This window comes from Leptospira neocaledonica, from assembly GCF_002812205.1.
Classification (GTDB): Bacteria; Spirochaetota; Leptospiria; order Leptospirales; family Leptospiraceae; genus Leptospira_B; species Leptospira_B neocaledonica.
In genome coordinates, this window is record NZ_NPEA01000001.1 from 91,376 (window position 1) to 112,667 (window position 21,292).

Annotated in this window: 18 protein-coding genes; 8 read left to right on the forward strand and 10 right to left on the reverse strand. The window is 39.2% G+C overall.

The window, feature by feature from the left end; all coding sequences use genetic code 11:
• Positions 1-30: 30 nt before the first annotated feature.
• Positions 31-882: a flagellin N-terminal helical domain-containing protein gene (locus tag CH365_RS00455; protein WP_100766646.1), complete on the forward strand. Its 852-nt coding sequence runs from the start codon at positions 31-33 to the stop codon at positions 880-882.
• A gap of 81 nt (positions 883-963) precedes the next feature.
• Here the strand turns inward: CH365_RS00455 and CH365_RS00460 are convergent, their stop codons facing one another.
• The 8 genes from CH365_RS00460 to CH365_RS00495 all read right to left on the reverse strand — a co-directional run bounded on the left by CH365_RS00460 (position 964) and on the right by CH365_RS00495 (position 9,457).
• Positions 964-1,272, reverse strand: coding sequence for an LIC_10421 family protein (locus tag CH365_RS00460; RefSeq protein WP_100766647.1), 309 nt, complete (start codon positions 1,270-1,272; stop codon positions 964-966).
• Positions 1,273-1,389: 117 nt separating this feature from the next.
• On the reverse strand, positions 1,390-1,653 hold the full coding sequence (bufA2, locus tag CH365_RS00465) for a BufA2 family periplasmic bufferin-type metallophore (RefSeq protein ID WP_100766648.1): 264 nt from the start codon (positions 1,651-1,653) through the stop codon (positions 1,390-1,392).
• 16 nt (positions 1,654-1,669) lie between these two features.
• The gene (locus tag CH365_RS00470; protein WP_100766649.1) at positions 1,670-4,957 is read right to left on the reverse strand and encodes an efflux RND transporter permease subunit; all 3,288 of its coding nucleotides are present in this window, start codon (positions 4,955-4,957) and stop codon (positions 1,670-1,672) included.
• Between the two features lie 10 nt (positions 4,958-4,967).
• The gene (locus tag CH365_RS00475; RefSeq protein WP_100766650.1) at positions 4,968-6,050 is read right to left on the reverse strand and encodes a heavy metal-binding domain-containing protein; all 1,083 of its coding nucleotides are present in this window, start codon (positions 6,048-6,050) and stop codon (positions 4,968-4,970) included.
• Positions 6,037-6,486 (reverse strand): LIC13259/LIC11441 family protein, encoded by a 450-nt coding sequence (locus CH365_RS00480; protein ID WP_100766651.1) that lies wholly within the window; start codon positions 6,484-6,486, stop codon positions 6,037-6,039. The genes CH365_RS00475 and CH365_RS00480 overlap by 14 nt, the downstream gene beginning before the upstream one ends.
• 10 nt (positions 6,487-6,496) lie before the next feature.
• A complete protein-coding gene (locus tag CH365_RS00485; protein WP_100766652.1) occupies positions 6,497-7,867 on the reverse strand; it encodes a TolC family protein in 1,371 nt (456 codons plus the stop codon).
• A gap of 36 nt (positions 7,868-7,903) precedes the next feature.
• Positions 7,904-8,323, reverse strand: coding sequence for a hypothetical protein (locus CH365_RS00490; RefSeq protein WP_100766653.1), 420 nt, complete (start codon positions 8,321-8,323; stop codon positions 7,904-7,906).
• A 48-nt stretch (positions 8,324-8,371) separates the two neighbouring features.
• The gene (locus tag CH365_RS00495; protein WP_100766654.1) at positions 8,372-9,457 is read right to left on the reverse strand and encodes a CehA/McbA family metallohydrolase domain-containing protein; all 1,086 of its coding nucleotides are present in this window, start codon (positions 9,455-9,457) and stop codon (positions 8,372-8,374) included.
• 175 nt (positions 9,458-9,632) lie between these two features.
• On the opposite strand from CH365_RS00495, the gene CH365_RS00500 reads away from it, so the two are divergent.
• Positions 9,633-10,664 (forward strand): glycosyltransferase family 2 protein, encoded by a 1,032-nt coding sequence (locus tag CH365_RS00500; RefSeq protein ID WP_244282929.1) that lies wholly within the window; start codon positions 9,633-9,635, stop codon positions 10,662-10,664.
• Positions 10,665-10,734: 70 nt separating this feature from the next.
• Here the strand turns inward: CH365_RS00500 and CH365_RS00505 are convergent, their stop codons facing one another.
• Together CH365_RS00505 and CH365_RS00510 are read right to left on the reverse strand one after the other, a co-directional pair.
• Positions 10,735-12,366 (reverse strand): ArnT family glycosyltransferase, encoded by a 1,632-nt coding sequence (locus CH365_RS00505; RefSeq protein WP_100766655.1) that lies wholly within the window; start codon positions 12,364-12,366, stop codon positions 10,735-10,737.
• Positions 12,367-12,718: 352 nt separating this feature from the next.
• Entirely contained in the window at positions 12,719-13,567 is an 849-nt protein-coding gene (locus CH365_RS00510) for a flagellin N-terminal helical domain-containing protein (protein WP_010515586.1), read from the reverse strand.
• A gap of 340 nt (positions 13,568-13,907) precedes the next feature.
• On the opposite strand from CH365_RS00510, the gene ispH reads away from it, so the two are divergent.
• From ispH to CH365_RS00540, 6 genes are all read left to right on the forward strand, one after another.
• Positions 13,908-14,846, forward strand: a complete 939-nt coding sequence (ispH, locus tag CH365_RS00515) for a 4-hydroxy-3-methylbut-2-enyl diphosphate reductase (protein WP_100766656.1) — start codon at positions 13,908-13,910, stop codon at positions 14,844-14,846.
• Between the two features lie 131 nt (positions 14,847-14,977).
• Positions 14,978-17,056, forward strand: a complete 2,079-nt coding sequence (locus CH365_RS00520) for a PAS domain-containing sensor histidine kinase (protein WP_100766657.1) — start codon at positions 14,978-14,980, stop codon at positions 17,054-17,056.
• The gene (locus CH365_RS00525) at positions 17,049-18,320 is read left to right on the forward strand and encodes an ATP-binding response regulator (protein WP_100766658.1); all 1,272 of its coding nucleotides are present in this window, start codon (positions 17,049-17,051) and stop codon (positions 18,318-18,320) included. The genes CH365_RS00520 and CH365_RS00525 overlap by 8 nt, the downstream gene beginning before the upstream one ends.
• 19 nt (positions 18,321-18,339) lie before the next feature.
• Positions 18,340-18,702 (forward strand): response regulator, encoded by a 363-nt coding sequence (locus tag CH365_RS00530; protein ID WP_100766659.1) that lies wholly within the window; start codon positions 18,340-18,342, stop codon positions 18,700-18,702.
• A gap of 14 nt (positions 18,703-18,716) precedes the next feature.
• Positions 18,717-19,100, forward strand: a complete 384-nt coding sequence (locus CH365_RS00535) for an STAS domain-containing protein (RefSeq protein ID WP_100766660.1) — start codon at positions 18,717-18,719, stop codon at positions 19,098-19,100.
• Positions 19,100-21,205 (forward strand): chemotaxis protein CheA, encoded by a 2,106-nt coding sequence (locus CH365_RS00540; protein ID WP_100766661.1) that lies wholly within the window; start codon positions 19,100-19,102, stop codon positions 21,203-21,205. The genes CH365_RS00535 and CH365_RS00540 overlap by 1 nt, the downstream gene beginning before the upstream one ends.
• The last annotated feature ends 87 nt before the right edge of the window (positions 21,206-21,292 follow it).

Below are 21,292 nucleotides of genomic sequence, written 5' to 3' on the forward strand. Positions count from 1 at the left end.
ACCCGAACTCTCGCTACAGGGAGGTTGTTGATGATTATCAATCACAACATCAGTGCTCTTCGTGCAAATAATGTACTGAAGACAGTCAATCACGAGCTGGACAAAACTACCGAAAAATTATCAACCGGGATGAGGATCAATCGTGCCGGTGATGATGCTTTGGGATTTGCTGTTTCCGAAAGGATGCGCACCCAAATTCGGGGCCTTGCCCAAGCAGAAAGAAACGTAATGGATGGAGTTTCCTTTATTCAGGTTACCGAAGGGAATCTGGAACAAGTGAATAATATTCTCCAAAGATTGAGAGAATTATCCATCCAAACTTCCAACGGGATTTACTCGGATGATGATCGTAAACTCGTTCAACTGGAAGTGGATCAACTCATCGAAGAAGTGGACCGCTTAGGTAAAACCGCTGAATTCAATAAAATTCGTCCTTTGAGTGGAGCCTATTCCAAGGATTCTAAAAATCCAATCCAGTTGCACGTAGGACCGAATCAAAATGAGAAGCTCGAAATTTTCGTGGATGCTATGAATGCCGGTGCTCTTCAATTGGAAGCAAATGGGAAAAAACAGACTCTGTCTACTCCTGCTTCTTCCAATGCGATGATCGGTATTTTGGATAACGCGATCCAAAAGGTAAATAAACAAAGATCCGATTTAGGAGCTTATTATAACCGTTTGGAAATTACAGCGGAAGGCCTGCAGGCAAACTATATTAATATGGTTTCCGCGGAAAGCCGAGTAAGGGACGCGGATATGGCGGAACATATCGTGGACTATACCAAAAATCAGATCTTAACCAAAAGTGGAGTTGCAATGCTTGCGCAAGCAAACATGAGACCGGAACAAGTGGTAAAACTTCTGAGTGAAAGATTCGGATAATAAGAACAGGTTTTCTGAAAATTCGAAGAGACCCGTCCGAGAGGACGGGTTTTTTATTACAAGAGTGTAATTGGTGAAAGTTTAGAATTTATCCGCTTGTGCTTTGTAAGCAGCTGCTTCTTTTTCGCAATGATCAGCTAGTTTTTTATATTTTTCCTTCTCCGCCACATCTGCAGTAGCTTTTCCTCCATGGGATTGACCGGCTAAGGATTTATACTTATCAGCCAATTCCTTATGGTCTTTTGCTTTTTTGCTAAAATAATCCTTTGCGATCTTTTTTAGATCCGGGGTGGTTGCTTCAGCAATGAGTAGATTGTCTAACTCGGTAAATGAGTAAGCATTACCTGCTAGGATCAGGGAAAATAGAATGGTTGCTAAGGTTTTTTTCATAAAAACTCCTAATTTGTGCCCGCTAATTTTACGGGTTGTTATTCTTGCAGTCAATATTAAATTGATAGAATTTAACTTAACATTATATGAAATGCGAAATGATTTAGATCAACTAATTTAAGACTTTTTGAAAGTCCCTTTTTTTGCATCGCATTCTTTTTTCGTTAAGGAGATCCAGCCCTTCCCTTTACAGGAGTTTTGCCCCGAGCAGGAATTTCCGTTTGTATGACAGTCACTTTTTCCCTTGCAAGAATTGACCCCGTGGCATTCTCCCTTCGTATTATCAGAGCCTGAATCCTGCTTTTCGGAAAATACTTCGCCGGATAGAAATAGTCCGGAGATTGCTGCCCCGATGATCAGTTTTTTAGTAGTATTGTTCATTTTGTTTCCTTATTAATTAAATTGATTTCGTTCTTCTTTTTTTGGCGATTGGAAGAATTGTTAGTATATTTTCCAGTTTGCCTTCCTTCCAGAGCATGTATATAGGAGGATATACTAAAAGTTCCAGAATAAAACTAGTCACGAGTCCTCCCACCATGGGTGCCGCAATCCTCTTCATTACATCCGAACCTGTACTTGCTGACCACATAATCGGAAGAAGTCCCATCATTGCAGCAAGTACAGTCATAATTTTAGGGCGGATCCTATGCACCGCTCCGTGTATAATCGCCTCTATCAGATCTTCTTTAGTTCTCAATCTTCCTTTTTTCTTTGCGTCTTCGTAAGAAAGATCCAGATACAAGAGCATAAACACTCCTGTCTCAGCATCTAATCCCATGAGAGCGATCATTCCTACCCAGACAGCTACCGATATCTGGTAATCCAGAACGTATAAAAGCCCTACTGCGCCTATTAGAGAGAAAGGAACAGCCAGAAGTACGATGGAAGTTTTTATATAAGATTTGGTATTGAAGTACAATAACAAAAATATAATGAAGATCGTTAAAGGCAGAATATACATCATTCTTTCCCGAACTCGTATCATATTTTCGTATTGGCCGCTCCATACTATGGAATAACCGGGAGGAAGAAGGATGGAATCGGCGACCTTCTTCTTGGCCTTATCCACGAAACCCCCGATATCCGAGGTGGAAGGATCCACATATACATAGCCTGCCAAAAATCCATTCTCGTCCCGGATCATGGAAGGACCGGTTTTTGCTCCTATACTTGCAATTTCAGAAATTGGAATATGACCGAATTCTTTTGTAGGTACTAAGATAGTTTTGATTTTTTCCAAAGAATCACGCAACTCTCTAGGATAACGTACATTTACGGAAAAACGTTCTCTACCTTCTATGGTTTGGGTGATCGGTTCTCCACCGATAGCCGCTACTATGATCTGCTGAGCAGTTTCCACGGAAATATTATATCTTGCTAATTTTTCTCTTCTTAAATTTAGATCCAGGAAATAACCGCCCGCTGTTCTTTCCGCAAATACGCTTCGGACATTTTCGTCCGTTTTAAGAAGCGCTTCTATTTTTATCCCGATGGATTCAATTTCCTCCAGAGAAGAACCTAAAATTTTAATTCCGATCGGTGTCCTCATCCCTGTACTGAGCATATCGATTCTTGTTTTGATCGGCATGGTCCAAGCGTTGGTCGCTCCGGGAAATTGCATTTCTTTGTTCATCTTCTCCACTAACTCGTCCTTTGTCAGTCTTTCCGAAACAAAAGGAAGAAATGGATATTGGAAAATCCTTGGTAAATTGGAATAGAATCGATCCGCCTTTCTCCATTGGTCTTGAGGTTTGAGAAGGATCACTGTTTCCATCATTGAAAAAGGTGCAGGATCTGTAGCAGTATCGGAACGGCCTGCTTTTCCAAAAACACGTTTCACTTCCGGGAAACTTTTGAGTTTTTTATCCATCGCGATCATGAGCTTTTCTGCTTCCGCTACGGAGATCCCGGGCAAGGTGGTGGGCATGTATAAAAAAGATTCCTCATATAGCTGGGGCATAAATTCAGAACCAAGGCTGAAATATACAGGAATGGTTAGAACCACCAGGGTGAATGCAGAAATTATAATGGTTTTTGGTCTATGAAGAACATAACGACAAGCTGGTTCGTAAAACCTAAACAGTATTTTACTGACAGGGTGTTTTTCTTCCGGATAATATTTCCCGACTAACATCGTAGTCGAAATTTTAGAAAGAAGAGCATTTTTGAATTGGAACGGCTCCATTCTAGTGAATAACATCCTAACTGCTGGATCCAAGGTGATTGCTAAGAATGCTGCCACTGCCATTGTTATATTTTTAGAATATGCTAATGGACGAAATAACCGTCCCTCTTGGTCTACAAGTGTGAAAATTGGAAAGAAGGCAACTGCAATCACAAGCAGAGAGAAGAACACGGAAGGGCCTACTTCTAGTAAAGCTTCTAACCGAACAGTATGGTAGTCTCCAATCCTTCCTCCAGCTTCCCATTCTTCTAATTTTTTGTAGGCGTTTTCTACTTCTACGATTGCTCCATCCACGAGTACGCCGATCGAGATTGCCATTCCTGCTAAAGACATGATATTAGCATTGATATCGAATAGATTCATCGGGATGAACGCGATAATCACTGCAATTGGGATTGTAAGAATCGGAATAATGGCAGAAGGAAAATGCCATAAAAAGATGAGGATCACAATGGAAACTATGATCATTTCTTCTATCAATTTGAATTTCAAATTGCTGATTGCATGTTCTATCAACTCGGATCTGTCATAGGTAGTGATGAGTTCTGCACCCTTTGGAAGATTCTTTTTAATTTCTTCCAATTTGGTTTTCACTCTTTCGATTACGGAAAGTGCATTTTCCCCATGCCGCATTACTATGGTACCAGCGACCACATCCCCTTCTCCATCTAGATCCGCGATCCCTCTTCGAATATCTGGTCCAAATTGTACTGAGGCCACGTTTTTGAGAAGAACTGGAGTTCCATTCACATCTGTAGAAAGAGGAATATTTTCTATATCAGCTAAAGAGGAAAGATATCCTCTTCCTCTGACCATATATTCAGCGCCGGAAATTTCCAGTAATCGACCGCCTGTTTCCTGATTACTTTCTCTTACTTTTTGGATTACGGTTTCGAAATCTACATTATAAGATCTTAATGCGTTCGGATGGATTGTAATCTGGTATTGTTTTTTGAATCCACCGATTCCCGCTACTTCTGAAACTCCTGGGACCGAATTTAATAGGAATCTCAAATGAAAATCCTGGTAGGTTCTTAAGTCGACCAAGGAATTGTTCCCACTTTGGTCTATCAATGCATATTGGTATACCCACCCAACGGCACTAGCATCGGGACCCAATTCTGTTTTTACACCTGCAGGAAGTGACGATTGTATTCTGGAAAGATATTCCAAAACCCTGGATCTGGCCCAATAGATATCCGTGCCATCTTGGAAAATTACATAAACATAAGAGAAACCGAAATCAGAAAATCCTCGGACCACTTTTATCTTTGGTGCACCTAGAAGAGATGTTATGATCGGATAGGTGACCTGATCTTCCATGATATCAGGACTTCTGTCCCAACGAGAGTACACGATTACCTGAGTATCCGAAAGATCCGGTATCGCATCGAGGGGGATGGTCTTCATGGACACATATGATGCGACTAAAATCGCCGAAGTGACCAAAAGAACTAAAAATTTATTTTCTGCGGAAAAACGAATGATGGATTGGATCATATACTTTTCCTCAGTGAGTATGAGAGTCGGAGCCGAATCTGATCTTTGCTTCCGAATCGATCAGGAAGGTGGACTCAGTCACAACTCTTTGTTCTTCTTTCAAACCGGATAAAATTTCTACCCAAGGGTCAATATTTTTACCTGTTTGCACTGAAACCGCTTGGAACCTGTCGGCTGCAGTTTGCACATAGGCGATTTTTTGTTTTCCTGTATCCAAAATTGCAGAAGTAGGAACAGATAATATCTTCTGAAGAGGGACTTCTATCGTCGCGTCCCCAAACATCTGAGGTTTTAGGAGTAGACTCGGATCTGAAACTTCACTTCTCAATCTAAGTGTGCGGTTGTTTTTGTCTAAGATTACATCTATACTTTTGATCCTTCCTATAAATTCTTTCTCAGGATAAACATCCGTTTTGAATTTAATAGGAAGTCCTACTTTAGCCGTAGTAAAATCTGATTCATAAATTTGTGAATAGATATGTGCCCTACCCGATTTTCCTCCCAAAATCAACTCGGATGGGTCTCTTGCTCCGGAAGTCCAAATTTTAATCTGGTCCTGACTCAAACCCAATTGTCTAAGCCTTAGTTGTAAATTTCGAATGATCTCCGGAGAAAGAAATTCGGAAGAACGAACCGCTTCTTTGTATTCGCTCAAGGCAGAATACAATTCCGGATCATAGGCAACACTTGAATAAGCGTTTATCTTTTTAACAAGATTTCTTCTACTTACAAGCTCCGTTTTGATACCGATCGATTGTTGTTTTTCAAAAGAAAGGACCAGCTCTTTGGAATTTCCGTCAGAAGAAGTTTCAGCAAGATGTACCTCATTTTTTGATAAAGATTCCGCGGCCTGCAAAGAGCTACTCGCGTTTGTATGATCCTTATGTTCGAAAGGATCTTCCTTTTTGACCAGGTCCATATTGCAGATAGGACAGGTTCCTGGACGATCCGAAGTATAATGAGGATGCATCGGACAATAGTAGATATCCTTTTTAGAAGAACAGCCTGCTAACAAGGTTACAAAAACCAGAATGGCCAAAAGTTTGCCGATCCAAACTGTAGATGTGGGAAGAAAAAATTTATTTGGCTTCATGGATGATCTTCCCACAATCTTTCATTTTTGAATCGTATGGGTTTCGGATTTCTTTACCAGAGGCCAACCATTTCTTTTTAAGCATTGGACAGTAAAAAACGGAAACTCCTGATTTATCATGATGACCAACGACAGATTCTAATTCTTTGGACAAACGTTCGAATAATTCTCTTTTTTTAGAAAGGTCACTAGTTTTACCTAACTCTTCTGCGATCGGAAGTGCCCGCTTAAATTTTTCGGTATCCTTCTTATGATCCGCATCTTCTTTCAAAAATTGGATCAGTTTTTGAACATCCAGGATTCCTGGAGCTTCTGAAAAGATGGAAGAATGGATCTTGGCAACTTCCTTCAATACAAACGTTTCTTTACCTTCATGGGCGAATAGGTTTCCCGAAATCAAGATGGAGATTAAAAATAAATAATGTACATTTTTCATTGGTTTTTCCTCAGTTATGTTTCTCGTGTTCTGGAGTTTTGTTATCTTTATAGATGAAACTCAGTAATTTTAACGTATTTAAAATGGATTCGTTTTTGCGCTCTTTTAGATCTTCCAGACGTATTTTGGTATTTAGGATTTCTGTCTGAGCAAGAAGAGTATCCTGCACATTCACCTTTCCGGAAGCATATTGGAATGAACCTGCTCTAGCGGACTTTTCCAATTCGGGGATCAGTCTTTTTTCTACCAGACGGATTTGGTTAGAAACACCTTTGATATAGGCCAGATTCCGATTTAACTCGGAAAGCATTTGTACTCTAGTTTTTTCTACGGAGTCCTTGCCGACTTCTGCGAGATGTTCCGTTTCTCCCGTGATAGAATTCCATTTGAGTGCGGACCAAACCGGGACTCTCATATTCACGCCAAAACTGAAAAGATCTCCTCTGTATTCAGTGGTATCCATAAGTCCGTAATTTAATGGTCCTTGGTCCAAAGCAAACGTTTGGGATCTACGTTTCATATAAGAGAAAAAAACTTCTGTTTGAGGAGCCAGAGAAAACTTCGTAAGTTTAGCCTGTTCCTTTAAACGTTTTTCTTCTTCCATCTGCATCTTATATTCTGGAGATTCTTCAATTAAGGAAGTTTGAGCGGTAACTAAGGTTTCTAATTCTTCGTTTTTGCTATCCAAGAAAGAATCCAAATCTATGGAATATAGATCGGAGAAGGTCACCTTGTCTGAAACCTGATAGTATTCAAGCTGGGCCTTTAAATCTTTCAGTTGGGTATTATATTCTGTTTCTTTTTCGATAGCTTCCGTTTTGGCAATCGTCGCCTTTAATACTCCGGATAATGTGTTCTCGCCATAAGAATATGAGTTTTCGCTAATGGACTTTTGCGCCCCAAGAAGGCTTAATATTCTCTCGTTGATTGCCTTCTTCTTCTCCGAATATTTGTATTTATTCAACCGGCTGAAAAAATCCCCTAAGATACGATTCACTCCGGAGAGATAGGCAAAGTTTGCCTCAGTCTGCATGAGTTTAGAGATTCTTTTTTCAGTGTTTAATTTCCCTGGGAACGGAAACTCTTGAGATACGGATAATTCTACCCCTGTCATTGTGGGCGTATCCATTGCTCTGTCCGAAGTCGAGTATCCGCCGCGGGTTGGGTAATTTCTGAAAGCCACCCCTATTTTAGGATCTGGTAATATTCCAGTAGCCTCGGAATGGGATTTATGTGCCTGGGAAAGTCCTGCTAAAGACTTAGATTCAGGATGTTCTTTTACTAAAACATCTAAGATCTCTTCCAGTTGTTTTTTTTCCGCGTATGTTGCGGATGAAAATAATGTATAAACTGATATTAAGACAATAAGTCTTGCGTTCATATTTCCTCCTAAAAATTAAAAGAGAGAAAATATGGATTAGATTAGAAAAACTTGGAGTGTGCTTAAACTAAGGGACTGAGAAGAATGGATCGGGATATAAGAATCGTTTAAAATGACATTCTCTAATACGATCTGAGGAGAATTCAGTTCTGAAATAAACAAAAAGATCAGGACTTTCTGTAATCCTAATTTTTCCCAATCTAAAAGTTTAGAAAGATCTAGAGAAACAACGCTATTTTCTTTAGGGCAACATTCGTTGGAAGACGACTCACCTTTTTGTTCCGATTTTTCAGATTTGTGACAAGGTGGAGTCTTAGAAGTTTCTTTCTGCTTTTCGAGATAGGACATACTTACTGGGCAATTTCCGGTTAGGTTATAAATAGAAACGCAGGCAATTTGGAGAAGAAACCCAATCGCTAATACGGAACCTATTGCCTTTTTAGATCGCAAATGCATGACCTTTCTCTATCTGACTCTAGAAATTCTCCAAAAGTCAAGAAAAATCTAAGGTTTTTGGAAGAATGGATTACTCAGAATAATTGCAGTCGGGTATATCACCTGCACTCTTACGTAAAGATCTGTCGGCTTCAATCTATATGACCCCTTTTTTTGATAGGATGTATGAGATAGAATTTCCGAATTTTGGCCGATGAAGTCCACGCTGATTGGGGTGTCCTCGAAATCGAAATGAATTTCTTTTTCGGAATTTAGTCCTAAGGATCCTAATTTAGGTTCCTCTAAACTTCTTTCCATTTTACGAACACAAAGGTAATTGCCTTCCTTTAAAGAACGAAGCACTTCTTTTTCATCCAGGCTATCTGTATTAACAAGAAGATATCTCATTAGAGATTCACCTTCTTGTTTATAAATTTCAGAACTTAGATCTCTCCAGTTTGGAATTCCAGAGGTCCTTACTCTCAAATATTCTTCTCTTGGAAGATAATGCAGATCATCCGATGCCATACAAAAAGAAGGATGTTTCTCACTTAATAATTTATCCCAAAATTTAGGAATATCCCCAAATGGACTCATTACTTCTAATGCATCGTATTCTTTTAATTGAGATAGAAGTTTTAAAGGAAAAGATTCATTCAATAATGGATGGTTGATCACTACAAATCCGTTTTTGGATTGGAATTTATCGATCACCCATTGCAGATTTTCAGGATCTGCATAAAAAGGAAATAGATCATAACTTGCTTCATTCAGACCTAAAACACTTAAATGTCTTTTTCTAAGATTAGCTCCCCATTCATATCCTTTGATCTGGGCCAGTTTCGGAGAGTCCGTATTAGTGATTCTTTCGTAATCAGTGAATCCTAAAACTTTATAACCGTTCGCTGCATATACTGTTTCGATCTCTTCAGGAGAATTTCTGCCGGGAGTAAACCAGGTGCGATTCGTATGTAAATGAATTCCGGTTTTCTGGAGTTTTAGTCTAGTAGTTCTTTTATAAGGGTTGGAGTATTTCTCCCAATCAACCGAAGACCTAAATGTATCCGCTCTAAAAATTGCCCAAGTGAGCAGATTTCCGAATACAAGGGTCCCGAGAAGGATAGAAACTAAGAAGAATATCCTACTTCTTTTCATTCTAACGCTAGTACAAAAATAAAGGCTCCAAGCGAAAACTAGAATTCACCATTCAGAATGTTACAACTTGTATACGATTTCAAACATAGAATGTCTATGATTCACGGATCTGTAACAGAGGAGAACCGATTTCTGGATGATTCTTCGCATATACTTATAAGAACTCTATTTTAGAATGAAACCCTTCCCTCTTGTGCTTGTCCTTCCTGCATATAACGAAGAACTTACTATAGAAAAAACCATCATAGAATTTTATAAGGAAATCCCGAGTGCGTATTTTGTGATTGTAGATAATAATTCTAAGGACAGTACATCTGAGATTTCCCAAAGAGTATTGCTTGAACATTCTATCTTAGGAGAAATACTCTTCGAACCAAGGCAGGGAAAGGCGAATGCAGTTCGAACTGCATTCAATAAGGTTGATGCCGAAATTTATATCATGTGTGATGCCGATCTTACCTATCCCGCATCGAAGATACATTCTATGCTCCAAACCTTAAAAGAAAAAGATTTGGATATGCTTGTGGGAGACCGTTTGAGTGAAGGCGATTACGGAAGAGAGAATAAAAGAAGATTTCATTCCACTGGCAATAAACTAGTTCTCACATTGATCAATTTTCTCTTCGCGACGAAACTTAAAGATCCGATGAGCGGTTATAGAGTCTTCTCTCGTAGATTCGTAAAAAATTACCCTATTTTATCTTCCGGTTTCGAGATAGAAATAGAAATGACTCTACATGCATTGGACAAAAGGTTCAGATTGGAAGAAATTTCTGTTCCTTATAAAGACAGACCCGCCGGTAGTTTTTCCAAATTGAATACGATCCGAGACGGATACAAGGTAGTGAAAAATATATTATGGATTTTTAAAGATTATAAGCCGATGCATTTTTTCGGATTTTTCTCCGTTGTATCTGGTATTTTGTCTTTAGCCGCGGGAACTCCCCCTGTGTTAGATTATATAGAGTATAGATACGTGTATCATGTTCCCCTGGCAGTGCTTGCTACAGGACTGATGTTGTTTTCCTGGATCCAGATTGCAATTGGACTCGTCTTACATACTGTTTCGAAAATCCAAAGGACGAATTTTGAATTGAGGCTGATCCGCTTTGGAATGGAAGCTCCGTTCCGTAATTTTTCAAAAACCGCCCCCACCCTGAGCTTGGGTGGTGGGGAGAGGCCCGTGGGCGAGACCTTACAGCTCTAAATCATAAAAATTAGAATTTCGCAAATCAGATTTTACATTTCAAAGTGTGGAATGTAGATTCTGAATTCCGTTATTTTGGCGAAGAATCCAAAAGCACAATCCCGCTTTCAGCAGAAACTTCCTGAAAACTTCTTTGTGGATAAGTTAATACCAACTCCAATACGCTGTTTCGATTGCAGATAATGGAAAGTTTCTCTTTGGAATCTAAAAGAAATGTTTCGTCTTTAAATTTATAACTTCCCATCATATGGATTTTCTTTTCTCTATAGAACATAGGATAGAAGGAAAGATATTTATAATATACAATTTGATTTCCAGACTTCTCCGCTTTATCATAAAGTCTCAGATTTCCGTCTTGTAAAAAGGAAATGATCTTAGGAGTGATCGTAGACGATAGAACTCCTACAAAGATCAACATCGAAATCCAGGTGGAAGCCAGAAAAAAATCTTTTCCTTCTTCCTTTCCTTTCCTGAACAATTGTAATCCTACAAATCCGATCAGAATGCCTAAAAATAGGACTAATCCGGAAGAAGAATCCCAGAAATTGAAAGATGGTAATAATTCCTTTCCGACTCCCATTGAAGAACTGGAATATTCTGAGATCTGAGGTAGAAATAAAAAAATTAGACCTACAACTAAACCTAATCCTAAAAAGGAAAATGAGAAAGTATTCGATTTTAAGATCTCTGGTTTTTCTATGATCAAGTATGATACAAAGAAGGATAAAGGAAAATAGATAGAAGAAGAATAATGTGGGAGTTTGGTTTGTACGATCGAAAAGATAAGTAGCACTATCCCTAACCAAATTAGAAAATACCTGGAAATCCGGGAAATCTTAGGATCTGTAAAAATTCTCCAGTTCTTAGCGCTCGGAAACAAAAACGTTGTCCAAGGGAAAAATCCGATAAACATTACGATAAAATGATAGAACCAAGGCCCTGTATGAGATTCTAAAGATTTGGTGAGAAGTTTTTTCTGAAAATCGAAGAACTCAACGATGAACTCATTTCCATACAGTATAAAATTTGTGAGATAATAAAAACTTAATACTGTTATAGAAACGATATCAAATAAGAGGAAATCGAAAATCCAGATTTTCAAATTTCTATCTAATAGCCGATTTGCGCCAAATATAAAGAGTGGGATTGCTAAACCTAAGGGGCCTTTCGTAAGAACAGCAATCCCACCAAAAAATGCTGCAGACAAGATCCAGATAAGCCTTGAACGAAAGTCCCCCTTCTCCTTTGTTTCATACAAATATAATGAAAGGACGGATGCTAAAATAAACGTATTGAATAGATGATCAATATAAGCTGTTCGGGAAAGTAGAAGAGGCAGAAGAGAAGCCGAATACAGGAACGCCCAAATGAATCCGAACTTTTTAGAATGTAAGAGAGTTCCAAATCGAACTAAAATCAAAAAAGAAAAAATCCCGCTGAAAACGGAGGGAAGCCTTGTAGAAAATTCGGAAAGTCCTAAAACTTTATAAAAAAGATTTGCGAGCCAAAAGTAAAAAGGAGGTTTTTCGCTAAATGCCTGTCCGTTGACTTGGATCCTAAAATATTCTCCTGTCTCGAACATTGACTTGGATGCTGCTCCGTAAATATTCTCATCCCAATCGATTAAGGCGAAACTTCCTAATCCAAAAATTAATAACAAAAGATAAACAAAGAGTGTAATTGGTAGGTGTAAGTTTCGCATCGATGCAAAAGTTTCCTTTTAGAGATGAGTTATTCTTCTCACCTTCCAAAAATGTAAAGGCCTCACCTTACGCATTCTAAAACTTATCGCCAAGATTCGAATTCGATTACAAATCGAATAAAATTTCACAATGGGAACAGAAACTTGCGAGCTTATGGTGTGATTTTAGATACAGTGCAAAGTACAAAAAAAAGCCTAACTTTCGCTTACGAGAAGTTAGGCTTCAGAGTCGTACGGCGATTTATAATAAATATAAATCCGTGGTCCCGTCGAAAGAACCAACATTCACTGGCGTCCTGCTCCCCTGCCGGCATCACATACTGATCAAACCGGCAGGCTTAAGCTATCTGAATTACTTCAGTAGCTGGAGCACGGTTTGCGGTTTCATGTTCGCTTGAGCGAGCATCGCAGTAGCAGCTTGAGTCAGAATTTGATATCTGGTAAAGCTGGTCATTTGCTCAGCCATATCAGTATCACGAATTCTTGATTCAGCCGCTTGGATGTTCTCATAAGCATTCATGAGACCTTTAGCAGCATGTTCCAGACGGTTGTAATAAGCCCCTAAGTCAGCTCTTTGTTTAGAAATTAATCTAAGAGCATCGTCAGCAAGTCCGATTACGGAGTTCGCTTTTCCCGCCGTAGAAAGAGAGATGAAAGTCAGAACGGTCGGGTTTCTTAATCCCAGAGCCGCAGTGTTCATCGTTTCGATATACACTCTCTCTCTTTGGTGCATGTTAGCACCCATATGGAACCACATACTTGCGGTCGGATTCAAACGAGCGAAAGCTCCGGTAAGGAGTTTCATCTTGTTGAACTCGGCCTGAGAAGCAATCCTGTCGATCTCGTCGACCAACTGGGAAACCTCTACTTGTATTTGTTGACGGTCTTCTTCGGTGTAGATACCGTTCGCAGCTTGCACAGCAAGCACACGGATCCTTTGAACAACTTCATGAGTTTCTTGTAGATACCCTTCTGCCGTTTGGATCAAAGACATACCGTCTTCAGTGTTTTGTTCCGCCCTGCGTAAACCTCCGACCTGAGTCCTCATTTTTTCAGACACGGCCAAACCGGAAGCGTCGTCACCTGCACGGTTGATACGCATACCGGAAGACAACTTTTCGATGTCTTTGTTCATGCTTTCGCTATTGAACTTCAAAGTTCTGTGAGCGAAGATGGCACTGATATTGTGGTTAATAATCATTCGGTTCCTCCTTGAATCCGAATCTCTCCGAAGAGAGAATTTGATTTTCCTAGAGGTCTTCCTTGACCTCTTCCCCATGAAAATCGGGAAGATTTCGAAATTGGAAGAGATACTTTTTTCTCCCCAAAATAGATAAAAGATCCCTTCCTTTCATAAGTGTATATGTCGCTTGGAAAGAGTTTGGGCGCCTTTTTGCGCAAATGCGCAAAAACCGAGCTGCTTCGGGTTCGGGCTTAGCCCTCATCCCGACTTCGTCGGGACATTGCCCTTCGCATCTCTGGCGCAGATTCAGCGCGAAAATGCTTGCCTCCTTAGCCAGCCCGAACAGTCTGAAAGGTAGATGCTTGAAAAAATCTATCTCGCGAATCCCCGCGGTTTTTGTGCCGGAGTAAAATACGCAATTTCCTATGTGGAACAGGTCCAATCCAGTTCCGAGGAACAGATCTATGTCCGCAAAGAGATCGTCCATAACCGACGAGTCGTGGAAGATATGAAAAAAAGAGGCATTAAATTTATTAACGAGCTAAATGAGGCTCCTGACGGTTCTACTGTAGTTTTCTCCGCTCATGGTGTTTCTCCAGAGGTGGTTGAAGAAGCAAAACGTAGGAATATGAAGATCGGGGATGCCACCTGCCCTCTAGTCACAAGAGTTCACAGAAAAGCGCGTAGGTATAAAGATTCTCACCAAATCATTTATATAGGCCACCAAGGACATGACGAGGCAATAGGAACTACTGGAGAAGCCCATATGTTCCTAGTCGAATCCCCGGAAGATGTCCAAAATTTGGTCGGAAAATTAGATATAAACCAACCGATTACCTATCTTATGCAGACTACTTTGTCTGTAGCAGATACAAAATTGGTGGTGGAGAAGATCGCAGAATTATTTCCAAGCGTAGAACATCCTGCTAAAGATGATATTTGTTACGCAACTACTGAAAGACAAGAAGCTGTATCCTCCATGATGGAGTCTATAGATGCGATGATGGTAATCGGTGCAGATAATAGTTCCAATTCACTTAGGCTTCTACAATTGGCCCAAAAATCCAAACCTTCTTCTTTCAAGGTAAGTTCTTTAGAAGAATTAAATAAAAATTATTTAGATAGCTCTGAGATTAAAATTTTAGGAATCACTGCCGGGGCTTCTACACCTCAGATTTTGGTAGATGAGATCATTTCTAAGCTAATGCAATTCTATCCGGAAGCAGTCCTGGATCTTTTCCCCGGTTCGAGGGAGGACTCCATGAGCTTTAAATTACCAGCAAATCTTTTAATGTAGGCACTTCGACATCTTGTTATGTCTCGGAATGGCCATATTTAGTTAATTTACTTAAGAATAAGTCATTTTTGTGGAATTTACCTCTAAAATGGTTGAATTAAGTTTATTTTCGCTTAAATTCTCTGGCCTATATGGTCGGGGAAGATCTGCGGTTCGACACAGAGATCGGACTTTTTCAAATTATCGTTTCCCAAACTTCGGACGCAATTCTTGTTACAGACGCTGTTCTTAACGAGAACGGACCTTCTATTGTTTTTATAAATCCTGCATTCTGCGAGCTGACCGGATATAAAGCAGATGAATTGATCGGTCGTTCCCCGAAAATTTTGTTCGGTAAAGAAACGGACAGGAGAATATTACAAAATCTTAAAAATTGCCTATCGCGTGGGGATTCCTACTCTTCTTCAACAATTAACTATAAAAAAGATGGAACGAAATATTATTCCGAATGGAAGGTTTCTCCCGTCAAAGATCAGAATGGAAATATTACAAATTTATTATCTATTCAAAGGGATATTAGTGAAAAGGTAATTAGAGAAGAATTATCTGCCAAAAGACTCAGATCCGAAATGGGGCTTACGGCAGCTTCGCAGGTCTTACTCAATACAACTCACGAAAGTTTTACTGTAGAAAGAGCAATCGAACATTTTTTAGTGCTCGTCGAAGCGGAAAGGATCTATCTATACAAGAAAACCGCAAACCCGGATGTATTAGCATTACAAGCAGAGATTAAAAGTCCCTATTCGAGTGCTACTCTTGCAGAAACACATCCTGAAATTTCGCTCTCCTCAAAATTTGCCAGATGGAAGCCATACTTACTAAGGAACGATATAATAGAGTTCAGTATTTCCGATCTCCCGGAAGCGGAAAGATCTTTTTGCCAAGGAAGAAGAACAGACACAATTTTTCTTTTTCCGATCCGAATGTCCGGAGATTGGTTCGGATTTTTAGGAATGGAGTTTTTTCAACACGAATCTGGCCCTGAAGAACAATTTACATTTCGTACATTTGTAGATTTAATCGGGTTTTATCTGGAAAGAATGTCCATACTGGACGAATTAAAGATTCATAAAGAAAATCTGGAAGAAACGGTAATTAAAAGAACCAAGGAACTTTCCGTACAAAAGGAAAAAGCAGAGGCTGCAAGCACCGCAAAAAGCGACTTTCTTGCGAATATGAGTCATGAACTTCGCACTCCCCTAAATGCGATCATAGGACTTTCTAAATTAATCAAGATAGAAGATGAAAATTCCAACGATAAACGTTATATAGATCTGATCCATAAATCAGGATTACATCTATTAGGTTTAATTAATGATATCCTAGAACTTTCTAAGCTGAATGCAGGAAAGTCTTCCTTCTATTTTTCAGAAATGGACATTCGAAAGGAACTGGAACAAGTTGTAGAATTTTTAGAACCTGAACTCTTAAGAAAGCATATCCATTTAATATGGGATGAATCAGAAGAACTTACTTCGATGATCTGGGGAGACCCGAAAAGAATTCGACAGATTTTTCTAAACATAGTAGGAAACGCGGTCAAATTTACCGCGGAACAAGGCTCTATCTATCTTTCTATTCAGAAAGATGAAAAAGATTGGATAATAGAAATCACAGATACCGGTATAGGGATTCCTGACTCCGAACAGAGAAAAATTTTCGACGCATTCTATCAGGTTAGAAATTCCAGATCTAGAGATACAGAAGGGACAGGTCTCGGGCTTTCTATCGTCCAAAAATTAGTAGAGGCTCATGGGGGAAACATTCGAGTCAAAAGCCAACAAGGGATTGGAACCACTTTTTATTTAAATCTTCCAAGGCTCGAACAAACCCCTAAACAATCCAAACCAAGAAAAAATTTTGCAGGATCTTATCCGGATAAATTAAAAAATTTCTGTTTTATTCAATTGGAATTATCTGATCAGAAAAATGCAGAACTGCTCACTCATTTTTTTAAAAAACAAAACCAACCTTTACTCTTCAGGGAGCTTAAAAAAGACAAAAAGGTGGTTCTATTCCAAGACTCCAATTCTACATCAAAAGAAAGAATATCGGAAATTTGGAAAACGGTTTTAATCCTTCCGGAAGAAACTCAAGATTTTGAAAAAAAATATTCCAAGGAGAATTTCGACTTCGTCCTTTCCCAGCCTATCTCCTTGGACGAACTAAAATTAGTATTAGAAGAATTGGCGGATCAAATCAATGACTAACTCTACAAGTTCCTTAATCAAAAATAAACAGGAGAGAAAGAGTGTAGTCCGAGATCCTATACTTCTAGTTGAGGACAAGTTAGAAAATACGCTCATGCTCGAAGCTCTCTGTGATGAGTTCGGGATCCAATACCAGTCTGCTTCCAATGGAGAGGAGGCGCTGGAAATGGCAAAGGCCAATAAGTATTCCTTTTACATAGTGGACCTTATGATGCCTGTAATGGATGGTCCTACTTTCATTCAGAAATTGAAGGAATTCCAACCGGATGCAACCGTGTTAGTCCAAACAGCACTCGATTCCACTGATACTGTCATCGAGGTAATGAAGTTAGGCGTATTCGATTATATAATCAAACCTATTCTCCCAGATCAATTCCATAAGGCTCTAAATAAGGCAGTAGATTATCGATTTTTGAAGGCGAGCGAGGCAGCAATTCTAGAAGCGGAAAGTCTGAAGCTTAGAAACCAGCTGGAATGGCTTACTTATAAAGAAACTAGAAGAAAGGCGGGAGACGAGTCCTGGGAAAAATCCTCTATACATTCTTTACAGACATCTTTATCTCAAGGCTCCGGGATCGGAGCCATCATCAGTCTTTTGGACATGATCAAAACAGAAATGAAGGAAGACGGTGAAAATTACTTAATTAATAAAAATATGATGAATCTGGTAATCGAAAACCAAGAGATCACCAAAAATTTACTAAAGGGCCTTACTCAATTATTAGAAATTATTAATCGTAATATAGAGAAGAAAAGGATCAAGGCGTCGGAACTTGTAGAAAAAATAAAAAGTTGCGGCGAGTTTATCCTGCCCTATCTGGATAAAAAAAACCTTAGATTAACCCTGCCTACTTTGAAAAAAGAAGTAGAACTGGATATTGAAGAAGATCTTTTCCTTCTGGCCTTGGAAGAAGTGATCTTGAACGCATACAAATACTGCGCTTCGAAAACTTCTCTAGAAATATTCACTAGTATCAACCAAGGTTATTTTTGCGTTGTAGTAAAAAATATCGTGGATGAAAGGCCTTACGGAGGCGTGGACGAAAAACACGAAAGCCTAGTTTTACAGCCGTTCTTCCGTATCCATCCTCCTGTAGAAAGTGTATCCCATTTAGAAAGATTCGGTCTTGGTTTGGGACTTACTGCGGTGGATCAGATCCTTAGGAAACATAACGGTCTATTCTTCATTCATAATGCAAAGGATCACACCGGAGAACATGTGCGGCTTTGTGTGATGAGTGAGTTATTATTACCCATTCAATGAGAATGACAAGAAGGAGAATATGAAAAAAATCTTAATCGTGGATGATTCAGCCGTGTTTCGAAAGATCTTAACCCTTCATCTTTCTCAAGCCTCCTTTGCGGTAGTCGAGGCAGAGGACGGACTACAAGGATTAGAAAAATTGAAAGAAGGCAAAGTGGACTTGGTAGTTAGCGATATGAATATGCCGAACATGAACGGTATCTCTTTTGTGAAGGCAATCAAAGAAGATTCTAATCATAAATTTGTTCCGATCATTATGTTAACCACTGAATCTCAAGATGATCTTAAAACCGAAGGTTTAAAGGCCGGTGCTAAGGCTTGGCTCACCAAACCTTTCTCACCGGAAGAACTTTTAAAAACGATACAGGTTTTACTCGTATAATCGGGAAAATTTTTATGTCATTGGAAATAAAAGTATCTGAACTCGGCCAAAAGAATTCTAGGCCGATCTTTCATTTAGACCTTTCTGGGGAGGCTTCGATATATTACGCTTCTGATTGGAAGTCCAAATTACAGTCTCTTTTGGATAAAAATCCGATCCGGATCGAGATTGACACATCTGCACTGGAAAAGGTGGATTCCAGTTTTATTCAATCTTTAATTTTGCTCAAAAAGGATTCCCTGTACAAATCCTGGGATCTTGCCATTTTAAATCATCCGAATTGTTTATTAGAATTTTATGATCTATACGGTTTGATCGGATTTTTTCAAGACCGTATTCGAGTTTCCAAGAAAGATTCTTCTTCCTTTAAATTTGCTTATGGACTGGAGAAGGTGTGATGGATCTTTCCGAGATCAAAGAAGCATTCATACAAGAATCACTGGAATTATTGTCCGGAGCCGAATTATATCTTTTACGTTTGGAAAAGGGAGAAATCGACGAAGAAGCGATTCATTCTATGTTCCGCTCCGTTCATACCGTAAAAGGGACTGCAGGAATGTTCGGATACGAATCCATCGAAGAATGTTCCCATGAACTGGAAACCCTATTAGATTTGGCCAGATCCGGGAAAACAGATCTGGATCCTGCAAAAATAGATTTTTTGCTAAGAGCAATAGATCATTTAAAACGAATCGTAGGAGATCCAATCCCTGGCAAAAATTTACATCCGCTATTAGAAGCAGAACAAGTAAAAATTATAAAAGAAGCCCAAGGATTTACAGGTAAGGTTTCTGAAAAAAAAGAAATTAAAAATCCGCCAATTGATTCAAGCAATGATAAGTTAGATAAACAAGGAGCAGTTAGCTCTAACTGGCAAATTACATTCTTCCCCGGTGAAAATATTTTTAAGGACGGAATGGATCCGTTCTCTTTCTTAAAATATCTAAGAACAATAGGAGAGATTAAACACTTATACGTATACAAAACAAAACTGCCGGATTGGAATCATTGGGATTCTGAAAATTGTTATCTAGGTTACGAAGTCCAACTCAAGTCCAATTTAGATAAGAAGGATCTCGACTCCGTTTTTTCTTTTGTTAAAGATTCCTCTTTTTTGAGGATTGTTTCCCCGAATTCTTCCGAAGAAATATTTTATACAATTGCTGATGAGATTCCATGTGAGAAGGAAGAATATTTTAAGGCCTTGGAATTGCAGGGCCTTCGCCTTCAATCTCCCCTTTCTATACATTCTTCAGAAACTTCTAAGGAACAAATTTTTTCTAAAAAGTCAGAATCTGATAAAGCTCAAACAAATCAAATCGTTCCTAAGCTGATCCGTATAGACTCCGCAAAAGTGGACCAGTTAGTAAATCTTGTAGGTGAGTTGATTATCTCTGAAGCAAGCCTAGGTCGTTTGCTTGTAGACAAGGAAGATTCCGATTTAAACGAATCTGCCGAAATATTATCCAGACTCGTAGGAGAGATCAGAGAAACTGCCATGGCTCTTCGGATGGTACCTATCGGAGAACTTTTTGAAAAGTACAGACGAACGGTAAGAGACATTTCTTTGGAACTCGGAAAGGAAGTAGATTTCGAAATTTTGGGCGGGGAAACTGAGTTGGACCGATCGGTGATCGAAAAAATAAACGATCCTATCGTTCATATATTAAGAAATGCTTTAGATCATGGAATTGAACCAAGCCAAGAAAGAACGAATCTTGGAAAATCTCAAAGGGGAAAATTAAAGATACAAGCCTCTCATTCTACAGGAAGTATTTCCATCGAGATATCCGATGACGGAAAAGGGATCAACCATGAAAAGATCAGACAGAAGGCTATCGAAAAAGGTCTGATAGATCCTGCCCAAGTATTAAACGAACAAGAAATATTTAATCTAATCTTCCAGCCTGGATTTTCGACAGCGGAGTCAGTTACAAGCCTTTCCGGTAGAGGTGTAGGAATGGATGTGGTCCTTCGCAATATCGAATCCTTAAGAGGATCAGTGAACGTACAATCCGAATTCGGAAAAGGTTGTGTATTTTCCATTCGTCTTCCGCTTACACTAGCGATCATAGATGGATTTTTAGTTAGATCCTGTGATTCCTATTTCGTTGTCCCTATGGACTGGGTAAGAGAAACAATGGAATCGGAACTCCAACTTCTTCCCGAAGAAATTTCTGGCTCTATTAACTTAAGAGGAGAAGTTTTGCCCATTCTACATCTGGGAAGATTTTTAGGACTCCCCGATCCGGACGAAGGAAGAAAGAACGTTCTTGTTTTAGAGCATGACGGCAGAAATTTCGGCATCCTAGTCAATGACCTACTAGGTGAGATCCAATCAGTAATCAAACCTTTGAATGAAATTTTTAAAGGTATCCAATGTATTAGCGGAACCTCGGTTTTGGGGACAGGAAAGATCGCGTTCATTCTTGATGTGCCCGGTCTTCATTCACTTTTAAAGATCCAAAGAACCAATTTGAGAGATAGAACATTCGCGCGTTGAAAGAACTGCGATGCTAATGGAAATAATTAATTTATAGCATAGGTAAATCGTATGGGACAGGGTAAATTAAAACTAAGTGTAATTGTT